This window comes from bacterium (genome assembly GCA_035945995.1).
Classification (GTDB): domain Bacteria; phylum Sysuimicrobiota; class Sysuimicrobiia; order Sysuimicrobiales; family Segetimicrobiaceae; genus DASSJF01.
Window position 1 is genome coordinate 38,242 of sequence record DASYZR010000086.1, and the last position, 8,590, is coordinate 46,831.

Below are 8,590 nucleotides of genomic sequence, written 5' to 3' on the forward strand. Positions count from 1 at the left end.
CGGGCACGGCCGGGATGTACCTTCTCCTGACCGCGCTCGCCGTGGTGACCGTGTTCCCGTTCCTCTGGCTGCTCGCGACCGCGCTCGGCTCACACGGCGCCGTCTTTGCGTTTCCGCCGGCGCTGATTCCGCGTCCCGCGACGCTGGCCAACTTCGCCGGCGTCTGGCAGACGATGCCGGTGGGCCGGTTTTTCTTGAACACCGCGTACATCACGGGGATGGGCATCGTGCTCACGCTGCTCGTGAGCGCCGCGGCCGGCTACCCGCTCGCGCGCATGCGTTTCCCCGGGCGCGACCAGATCTTCTACGCCATCGTCGCGAGCCTCATGCTGCCGCAACACGTCGGGCTGATCTTGAACTTCGTAACGATGATGCGGCTGCACCTCGTGGACACCTACGCGGCGGTGTATCTGCCGAGCCTGGCCAGCGTGTTCGGGATCTTTCTGCTCCGTCAGGCGTACCTCGTCGTCCCCGCGGAGATCGAAGACGCCGCGCGGATCGACGGTGCCGGCGAGTTCCGCCTCTGGGCCCAGGTCATGCTGCCGCTCGTCGCCCCCGCGCTGGCGACGCTGGCCATCATCGAGTTCTCGGCGTACTGGAACTCGTTTCTGTGGCCGCTCATCGTGCTGAAGTCGCCGGACCGGTATCCGCTCGCGGTGGGGCTGCTCTACCTGTCGGGGCTGTTTGCGTTCAACACGCGCTACATCGCGGCCGGGGCCGTGCTGATGACGGTGCCGGTGATCGTGGTGTTCGTGGCGCTGCAGCGCTACTTTCTCCGCGGCATCATGCTCGGGGCGGTGAAGTGAGAATTGCGTTTCTGCCACTCGACGGCCGGCCCGTCACGCGGGGCGCTTTCCTCCGGCTGGCCGCGATCGCCGGCGCCGACGTCCTGACCCCGGCGCCCGAGCACCTCGGCGATCTCAAACGGCCGGCGGACGTCGAGGGGCTGTGGGCGTGGCTCGCCGGACCCGGCGCGCACGCGGACCTCGTCGTGGCCTCCGCGGAACTGCTGATCTACGGCGGCCTGGTACCCAGCCGGGTCGGACACGAGCCCCTCGACCGATGCCTGGCGCTCGCCGCCCGATGGGGCGAGGCGCGGCGCGCGCGGCCGCGCCGGCGTCTGTACCTATCCGCGAGCAATTTGCGTCTTCCGCGGACCGCGGACGCCACCGAGGAACCCGACTACTGGACGGAGTACGGGCCGGACATCTTCGCGCACAGTTACGACGACGACCGCTACGCGGCGACCGGCGACCCGACGTCCCGGACACGGGCGGCCGCGGCGGCGGCCGCCGTGCCGGCGACGGTGCTCGCCGATGTGCGGTGGCGTCGCGAGCGAAACCTCGCCGTGCTGCAGCGCCTCGTCGAGCTCGCCGGCGAGGAGATCTTCGACGCGCTCTTGATCGGGCAGGACGACGCGGCCGAATACGGCTGGACGCGCCGCGACCTGCGGGCGCTGGCCGCCGCGGTCGCCTCATGTGGCGCCGGGTCGCGCGCCTGGGTCACGTACGGCACGGATGAGCTCGCGGCGCGGCTGCTGGCCCGCGCGCTCGTGACTGAGCGGCGGGATCCACCGCGGGTGCAGGTGACCTACTCGGCCCCGGCGTTCCGCGACGTGATCCCGCGGTACGAGGGCCAGGCGCTGGATCTCACGGTGACTTCGCACATCGCGACGGCCGGGTGCGGGCGCGTGAACGCTTCGCCCGATCTACATCTCTTCGTCCACAACTCGCCGGGCGAGCAGCAGGAGGCGCCGCAGCAGGCGCCCTACCCCCGCTCCGAACTCGACGGCCTGTTCGAGGCGCTTACCGGCGGGGTCGCGTCGGGGACCCCGTGCGCCCTGGCCGACGTCCGGTACAGTAACGGCGCGGATTGTACCTGCGTCGCCCGTCTGCTCGAAGCACCGCGGGCCTCGGGCGTTTGCGCCTACGGCGGGTGGAACACGATGAGCAACACCCTCGGAATGGTGCTCGCCCAGGCCCTCATCTCCGTGGGGGGCGGCGAGCGGGCCAACCGCGATTTTACGATCCTGCGCTTCCTCGACGACTGGGGGTATCAGGCCGTCGTGCGGCAGCGTCTCCTGCAGGAGGTCCTGCCGCGCTACTCGCGCGCAGGGTACCCGGACAGCGGGCCGGCCTACGACGCGTGCGCGGAGGCCGCGCGCGCGTGGCTCCAGGAGACCTGCGTGCCGCCGATCGCCCGCTCGTTCGCGGTGCCGATCGTCATCGACCGCGTCGGATTCCCGTGGAAACGGCTCTTCCACGCCGCCCTCGACATGCGGGTCGGATGACGGAGGGCATCCACCTGCGGCCGTTCGACGCCGGCCGGATCGGCGAGATCGTCCGACTCTGGAACGCCGCGGCCGGTGCCGCCTTCCCGCTCAGGGAGGCGCTCCTTCGGCAGAACACCGTGCTCGATCCACACTTCGACCCCGAGGGGGCATCGCTCGCCTGCGCCGCGTCGACGGACCGCGTCGTCGGATGCTGCATCGCCAAGATTGCGCGGGAGCCGCTCGGGGCCGACGGCCTGGCGGCCGACCGGGGATGGCTCAGTCTCGTCGCCGTCGACCCGCAGCACCGGCGGCGCGGAATCGGGAGGTCGCTCGTCGGCGCCGCGGAGGCATTTCTCCGCACCAGGCACCGGGCGAAGGCGGTCCTGGGGTCCGATCCGGCGCACTTCTTTCCCGGCGTCCCGGACGCCACGGACGCGGGCGGGTTTTTCGAAGCGTGCGGCTATCGTTTTCGGGGCGAGGCCTACGATCTGCACCGATTCCTAAGGGACTATCGCACTCCGGAAGCGGTGACGGCCCTCTTGGCACAGCACCACGACATCGAAATCCGGCCGCTCGCCCCCGGCGACCGGCCCGCGCTGCTCGCGTTCCTCACCGCGGCGTTTCCGGGGCGCTGGCGGTACACGATCGAACGGTTTCTGGCCCGCGGAGGACCCATCGGCGACGTGATGGGCGTCACGCGGGACGGGACGATCCGCGGATTCGCGCTGCTCTTTCACCCGCAGTCGCGCTGGATTGGGCCGAGCATCGCCTGGGCCTCCTATCCCGCGGCGGCGGCCGGAGGTCTCGGACCCATGGGCTTGTCCCCCGAAATCCGCGGCCGCGGCCTTGGCCTTGCCCTCCTCGATCGGGCTATGGTTCATCTCGCCGGGCTCGGCGTCGATGAGATGGTGATCGACTGGACGATTCTGCTCGACTTCTACGGAAAACTCGGCTTCGCGCCGCACCGGCGCTACCGTCACGGCGAGCGGCTGCTATGATGCCGGGCTCGGTCACGCCGCCGTCGGATCTCATCGGCCAGCTGTTCATGGTGGACTTCACCGGCCTCGAACCGTCGCCGGACGTGGACCGTCTGATCCGGGACGGCGCCGGCGGCATCGTGCTGTTCGATAAGAACATCGCCGAGCCGGTCCAGATCGCGGCCTTGACCAACGCGCTCCAACGCATCGCGGCAGACGCCGGGCAGCCGCCGCTCCTGATCAGCATGGACCAGGAGGGCGGTCCGGTCGTGCGCCTGCGCGCCGGCGCCACCCACTTCCCGAGCGCGATGGCGTTCGGCGCTGCCGGCAGCGAGGCCCTGGTGGCCTCCGCGGCCGGCATCACCGCGCGGGAGCTGCGCGCGGTCGGCGTGCCGATGAATTTTGCGCCCGTGCTCGACGTCAACACGAATCCGCGGAATCCTGTCATCGGCGTGCGGTCGTACGGCGAAGACCCGGACCGCGTCGGCCGGCTTGGCGCCGCAGCGGTCCGGGCAATGCAGGTCTCGGGCGTCGCGGCGACCGTCAAGCACTTTCCCGGACATGGGGACACGGCCGTCGACTCGCACGTCCGATTGCCCACCGTGAAGCACGACTTCCGGCGGCTGGACAGGGTCGAGCTCGCCCCCTACCGGGCCGCCATCGCCGCGGGGTGCGCCGCGGTCATGACGGCGCACATCATCTTCCGGGCCCTCGATCCCGATCGCCCGGCCACCGTCTCCCCCGCCGTGCTCGGGTTCCTGCGCGAGCGCCTGGGTTTTGGCGGGGTGATCGTGACGGACTCGATGGCCATGGACGCGATCAGGGGGTACGCGCGGCCCGGCGAGGCCGCGGTGCAGGCCGTGCTGGCCGGCGCCGACATCGTGCTCGCGTGCGGGGCGCTCGACGCACAGCGGGAGGCCCTCGCCGCGGTGCGCGAGGCGGTGGCGAGCGGCCGCATTCCGCCGACCAGGATCGCGGACGCCGTCGCGCGGGTGGACGCGCTGAAGCGGCGGGTCAAACTGGCCGAGCGGGCGACCGTACGGGTCGAAGACGTTGCGCGCCGGGTCGGCGTGCCGGCCCACCTCATCGTCGCCGACCGGGTGGCCGAAGCCGCCGTGACCCTGGTCCGCGATCCCGGCGCGTTGCTCCCGTTGTGCTCCGGGCCGGTGGCAGTCGTCGACGGAGCGGCAGGTGACGGCACCGCGGGTCGGCTGGCCGAGGCGCTGCGGGCGGCGGGGCGTGAGGCGGTCTGCGTGCCGCTGGTGGCCGGGCAGGCGCCCGGCGACGGGGTCCTCGTCCTCCCGGTCGGGCACGCGCGGCGCGACACGGCAGAGACGCGCACGACTGCCGCGCGCGTCGCACAGGCCGCGGCGGAGACCGGTCCGCTCGTCGTCATCGCGACCGGCGCCCCGTATGTCCTCGCGGACGTGCCGCCGCAGGCGACGTGTCTTGCGGTCTACGGCGACGACCCGGCCTCGCTGCGCGCCGGGGCGCGCGCGCTCGCCGGCCTCGTCACGGCACAGGGAGTGCTGCCGGTCTCCCTTCCGGAGCCCGGCTCATCTGTCCCCTAGTTGCTGTTAGGCAAGCTTCGAGCCACGGTATAACCTGAGCAGCCGTTCAGTACAGCACGTCCGGGACCGTGGTGATGCACCATGCCGAATCCTCCGCGCCATCCTGCTCCATCCGAGATCAGCCAGTCCGGCGCACCGCCTGACGCCGGCGCGTCGGCGTCAGGCACGCCTCCGGATCAGGCTGGCGTGCGGCGCGAGGCACCGTGGATGCGCCGCCGCTGGCTCTTCCTCGGCGTCCTCGTCGGCGTGGCGGCGGCGGCAATATACGCGGTGCACTACTTCAGCTACGCCGCGACCCACCCGAATACCGACGATGCGTCGGTGGGCGGCGACACCGTCGCCATCAACGCCAAGATTTCCGCGCGCGTGACCCAGGTGCTGGCGAACGGCGATCAGCACGTACGGCGGGGAGACCTGTTGGTCACGCTGCTCCCATCGGACGCGCGCGTGCAGGCCGACCAGGCGGCGGCCGCGGCGGCGCAGGCGATCGCCGCCGAGGGTCAGGTCCGCGCCGCGGAGGGTAACGTGGCGGCTGCGGACGCCGCGCTCACCAAGGCGCGTCGGGATCTTGCCCGTCAGCAGACTCTGTATCGCGCCGGGGCCGTCGCGGCGATGGATCTTGACGCGGCGACGGCCGCCCAGGACACCGCGGCCGCGCAGTATCGGGCGGCACAGGGGCAACTGGCTGCCGCGATCGATCAACAGCGGGCCGCCGCGTCGCAGGCGCAGGCGCAGCGCATTTCCGCGGCCGAGGAAGCGCGGGAGACCCGGATCGTCGCGCCGGCCGACGGCGCGATCGCAGACCAGGTGCCTGTTCAGGTGGGACAGGTCGTGCAGCCCGGCCAAACGCTCATGACGCTGGTCCCCTTCTCTCCCCGCTGGATCGACGCCAACTTCAAGGAGACGCAACTGCGGTACGTTCGGGTGGGGCAGCCTGCGCTGGTCCACGTCGATTTGCTCAATCAAACCTTCCACGGGCACGTCGAGCGACTCGGGCCCGCGACCGGCGCGGCGTTATCCCTCCTCCCGCCCGAAAACGCGACCGGCAACTACACGAAGGTCGTACAGCGCGTGCCGGTCCGGGTCGCGCTGGATGATCCCGCCGGCCGCGCGCTGCAGGTGGGGCTGTCGGTCGAGGTGACGATCGACACAACGCAGCCCGGACGGACGGCCCAGGCCGCTCCCTAAAGGTCCCGATCGTGACATCTTCGGCCGCTCCGGCGATCACCGCGGCCCCCGACGGAGGCACGCGGAACAAATGGCTGGTCACCGCCGCCGTGACCGTCGGGACGCTGATGGGGACGGTGGACACGTCGATCGTCAACGTGGCCCTTCCCAACATCCAGGCGAACTACGGCGTGACGATCACCGAAGTCGCGTGGATCTCGACCGGCTACCTGATCGCGCTCGCCATCGTGCTGCCGCTCACCGGTTGGCTGTCGTCGGTCTTTGGGCGCAAGCGGCTCTACCAGACCTGCCTGCTCGTCTTCATCGGCGCCTCGGCGCTGGCCGGCCTGGCCCCGTCGCTGCCGTTCCTGATCGCGGCGCGCGTGCTGCAGGGGCTCGGCGCCGGCGTCCTCAGCCCGACGGAGCAGACAATCCTGCGCGAAACGTTTCCCCCCGAGGAGCAAGGTCTGGCGACCGGCCTCTACGCGCTCGTGGTCGTGCTGGGGCCGACGATCGGGCCGCTCATCGGCGGGGCGATCACCGACAACTACACTTGGCGCTGGATCTTCTTCATCAACCTGCCGGTCGGCATCATCGGGTCGCTCATGGTGGCGGCGTTCGTCCCGGACCCCGCTCACGCGAGAGCCCGGCCGACCACGGTCGATGCCGTCGGCATCGGCCTCGTCAGCGTGGGCCTGGCCGGCCTGCTGGTCGTCCTCGAACAGGGCAACGAGTGGGGGTGGTTCGATTCTCCGCTCGTGTGGGGGATCGGCCTCACGGCGATCTCGTGCCTCGTGCTCTTCGTGCTGTGGGAGCTCCTCGGGACCGACACCCCCGCGGTCGATCTCCGCGTGCTCGCCCATCCGCCGTTTGCCGCGGCCTGGGCCGGCGTGTCCCTCATGGCGTTCGGACTCATCGGGGCCTTGCTGCTCCAATCGTTGTTCCTGCAGGAGGTGCTGGGGTATACCGCCACGCAGACGGGGTGGGCGTTTCTGCCGCGCGGACTCATCACCATGTGCATGAGTCCGCTGGCCGGCCTCCTCATGCCCCGTGTCGGCCCGCGCGCGATGGCCACGGTCGGCGTCGCGTCCGTCACGACCGGCGTGTTTCTCATGTCGCGGTGGACGCTGGACACGGGCCCGCCACAGATCCTCCTCGCCTTGATGGTCAATGGCTTCGGTCTGTCGCTGCTGTTCCTTCCGCTGTTCACGTCGGGGCTGGCGACGTTGGACCGCCGCCGGCTCACCGGGGCGGCCGGTCTGCTCAGTCTTCAACTCCAACTCGGCTCGGCATTTGGCACCGCGGTGCTCGCCACGATGCTCCAAGACGGCATGCAGCGCTACCACGCCCTGCTCGCCGTCCACACCGCCCCGACGGATCCTCAGTTCACATCGCGGCTCCAACAACTCCAGGCACTCGCGGCCGGCCGGGGCGGCGATCCGGTCGCGGCCCAGCACCAGGCGGCCGCCATTATCAACGGAATGATCAGCCAGCAGGCCTCGGTGCTCGCGTTCGAGCATGCCTTTCAGGTCGTGCTGGTGGGGGTGCTCGCGATGGCGATCTGCATCCCGTTTTTCCGCGTGCCGTCGGGGCGCCGCGCGGCGCCGATGCATTAGTCGCCGAGCCGAGCGACCCTCCGACGCAGCCGCTCCATCGGGCCGGATAGGCCGAGCCGTCCCGCCAACGCAAGAGCCTCCGCGGCCGCGCGCCGCGCACCGGTCCGATCACCGGCGCGCGCCCTCGCCTTCCCGGCTTCTTCGAGCACGTGCATGCGATACCGATCCGGCGCCGGCCACGCCGCCGCCTCGGCTTCCCATCGCGCGTGCCGCCGCGTCTCGTCTCCGAGCAGGCGGTACGCGCGGGCCAGGCGCTGCAGCGCCCGCCAGCGATCAGCAGGATCGGCCGCGGCGTCTACGGCGCGCTCGAGGCACGCCGCCGCCCTGGGGTGCTCGCCGCGGCGCACGAGCAGCACGCCGGCCCCTTCCCAATCGAAGGGGACTCGCGAGCGCTCCGGGTCGCGCAGCGTCCTCACGACTTCCCCGTGGAGCGCCACCATCGCGAGCAGGTCGGCCCGGTTGTGGGCGACGACCGGGTCCAGCGATGCGCGGTCTCCCGAGCGGAGGTACTCGACGTAGATGCCGGGGATCAGCCATCCCGGGACGTCGCCGTCCCTGGGTGCCCCGATCACTTCCGCTTCGAGCGTGCTGAGCCGGTGCGTGCCGAGGACCCGGTGCCACAACCGCCGCGCCGGCGTGATCAGGTCGGTGTGGACCGCGGGCACGGCCGGCTGCTGGCGCGACAGGATGAATCGCGACTCGAGAATGGGCCAGTCGAACCGTTGGCCGTTGAAGGTGACGAGATGCGGGCGTCCGGCGAGGCGCTCAGCCACCGCGGCGAGCAGGCGCGCTTCCGAGCGCAGGCGCCGCAGCAGGAACTGTTCGGTGACCAGCGCCTCGCCGTCGAGATATGCGAGCCCGATGAGGAACGCGTAGGTTCCCGTGCCGGCGGCGAGGCCGGTCGTCTCCGTATCCAGCCACACCATTCCCGTCGCGGTCCCGGCGTGGTCCGCGGCGACCCACTCCAGGCTCGCGCCGAGATCCACG

General features: G+C 71.2%; 7 protein-coding genes. 6 read left to right on the plus strand and 1 reads right to left on the minus strand.

Going from position 1 to position 8,590, the window contains the following annotated elements:
* The first annotated feature begins 14 nt into the window (after positions 1 to 14).
* From VGZ23_09030 to VGZ23_09055, 6 genes are all read left to right on the plus strand, one after another.
* Entirely contained in the window at positions 15 to 806 is a 792-nt protein-coding gene (locus VGZ23_09030) for a carbohydrate ABC transporter permease (GenBank protein HEV2357736.1), read from the plus strand.
* Positions 803 to 2,290, plus strand: coding sequence for a DUF4127 family protein (locus VGZ23_09035; GenBank protein HEV2357737.1), 1,488 nt, complete (start codon positions 803 to 805; stop codon positions 2,288 to 2,290). Before VGZ23_09030 ends, VGZ23_09035 begins: the two co-directional genes overlap by 4 nt.
* Positions 2,287 to 3,270 (plus strand): GNAT family N-acetyltransferase, encoded by a 984-nt coding sequence (locus VGZ23_09040; GenBank protein HEV2357738.1) that lies wholly within the window; start codon positions 2,287 to 2,289, stop codon positions 3,268 to 3,270. The genes VGZ23_09035 and VGZ23_09040 overlap by 4 nt, the downstream gene beginning before the upstream one ends.
* The gene (gene nagZ, locus VGZ23_09045) at positions 3,267 to 4,820 is read left to right on the plus strand and encodes a beta-N-acetylhexosaminidase (protein HEV2357739.1); all 1,554 of its coding nucleotides are present in this window, start codon (positions 3,267 to 3,269) and stop codon (positions 4,818 to 4,820) included. The genes VGZ23_09040 and nagZ overlap by 4 nt, the downstream gene beginning before the upstream one ends.
* A 207-nt stretch (positions 4,821 to 5,027) precedes the next feature.
* Positions 5,028 to 6,008, plus strand: coding sequence for an HlyD family secretion protein (locus VGZ23_09050; protein HEV2357740.1), 981 nt, complete (start codon positions 5,028 to 5,030; stop codon positions 6,006 to 6,008).
* An 11-nt stretch (positions 6,009 to 6,019) separates the two neighbouring features.
* Entirely contained in the window at positions 6,020 to 7,603 is a 1,584-nt protein-coding gene (locus VGZ23_09055) for a DHA2 family efflux MFS transporter permease subunit (protein HEV2357741.1), read from the plus strand.
* Here VGZ23_09055 and VGZ23_09060 read toward each other — a convergent pair.
* Positions 7,600 to 8,590: ribonuclease H-like domain-containing protein (locus VGZ23_09060; GenBank protein HEV2357742.1), on the minus strand; the 991-nt coding region annotated here is incomplete at its 5' end. The genes VGZ23_09055 and VGZ23_09060 overlap by 4 nt on opposite strands.

Coding starts and splice junctions, on each gene's coding strand:
- VGZ23_09030 (HEV2357736.1), top strand. CDS start 15: ATGTACCTTCTCCTGACCGCGCTCGCCGTGGTGACCGTGTTCCCGTTC.
- VGZ23_09040 (HEV2357738.1), top strand. CDS start 2,287: ATGACGGAGGGCATCCACCTGCGGCCGTTCGACGCCGGCCGGATCGGC.
- nagZ (HEV2357739.1), top strand. CDS start 3,267: ATGATGCCGGGCTCGGTCACGCCGCCGTCGGATCTCATCGGCCAGCTG.
- VGZ23_09050 (HEV2357740.1), top strand. CDS start 5,028: ATGCGCCGCCGCTGGCTCTTCCTCGGCGTCCTCGTCGGCGTGGCGGCG.